A 566-nucleotide genomic window follows, 5' to 3' on the forward strand; every position below is an offset into this window, starting at 1 on the left:
CTAGTCTCATTAATAGACTCCACGTAGATAGCTCTCAATAGAATATCTTGCGCCTGGGAAATTGGTGACTCACCTTTTTCCCATCTAGCAATTGTTTGTCTATCACAGAACAACAAACTACCTAAAGCCGATTGTGAAAGGTTCATCTCTTTTCTGAGGAACTTAAATTGCTCTCTAGACAACCATGAACTTTGCTCACAGATAGCTTTTGCTATTGCTCTATGGATACCTTCAAAATCATCGAAGCTAACAAACTCTTCACCATCTTCGTATTCTACTGTGTATCCATTCTCAAGATAGACATTATCTAAGCCACACTCGTTATAATGGTACATATTATTCGTCTCTCAAGTCATATAGACCGTAATCGTGTTGGCTGACGGTTCTACGTCAACCGATTTCAAACGAAGAACAACCGTGATCGACTCTCCAGAACTTACTCCTCTAAGTTTACAGGAGTAATCACCTTGCTGAGCCTCTTCATTCGGCCCCTCAATCATGACTGTTCTGCTACTCTTCAACACGTTAAATATGTCTCGAGTCGTGATCCCTCTTTCGCGCATTCT

2 protein-coding genes are annotated in these 566 nt (G+C 41.0%); both read right to left on the reverse strand.

The features are described from left to right. A partial coding sequence (locus R7Q11_RS28310; protein ID WP_225467243.1) for a helix-turn-helix domain-containing protein occupies positions 1-335 on the reverse strand: 335 nt, incomplete at its 3' end. 12 nt (positions 336-347) lie between these two features. Then, positions 348-566 (reverse strand): DUF4258 domain-containing protein (locus tag R7Q11_RS28315; RefSeq protein WP_225467244.1); only part of this gene is annotated, 219 nt, incomplete at its 5' end.

It is taken from the genome of Vibrio sp. 970 (genome assembly GCF_033339075.1).